We start from the raw sequence: 515 nt of genomic DNA on the forward strand, positions 1-515 counted from the left end.
AGAGGGAGGCTTCGTCGGAGAGGACGGCGAGGGCATCGGGCGTGCGAGCCGCCTGGGCCTCGAAGCGCTCGTGGAGGCAGCCGTCCCAGGGAAACGGCTGGTGGGAGTCGTTCCACGTCGAGATGAGCTGCTGGCGCTCCGAGCCCGAGAGGAAGGAGAGCGAAGAGACGGACCGCTCGGGGTTCACGGCGATGGCTTCGAGCAGGGCGTGAAAGTGCGCGGCCATCCGCTGGACCGTCGCGGCGTCGAAGAGGTCCGAGCTGTAGTCCAGGACGCCTTCGAGAGCTCCACTTCGCTCGGTGAGCGAGATCGATAGGTCGAACTTGGAAACCTCGCTGTCGAGCGCGAAGGGACGCAGCGCGAGCCGCGGCAGCTCAAGCGTCTGTTCAGGCGTGTTCTGGAGGGAGAACATGACCTGGAAGAGAGGCGTGTGGCTGAGGCTGCGCTGGGGGCGCAGCTCCTCGACGAGCTTCTCGAAGGGGACGTCCTGGTGCTCGTAGGCGCCGAGGGTTGAG

General features: G+C 66.6%; 1 protein-coding gene. It reads right to left on the reverse strand.

Translation table 11 applies throughout. The features are described from left to right. The coding region (locus D7V80_RS41175; RefSeq protein ID WP_233586110.1) for a condensation domain-containing protein at positions 1 to 515 on the reverse strand (515 nt) is incomplete at both ends.

It is taken from the genome of Corallococcus sp. CA054B (genome assembly GCF_003611625.1).
Lineage (GTDB): Bacteria > Myxococcota > Myxococcia > Myxococcales > Myxococcaceae > Corallococcus > Corallococcus coralloides.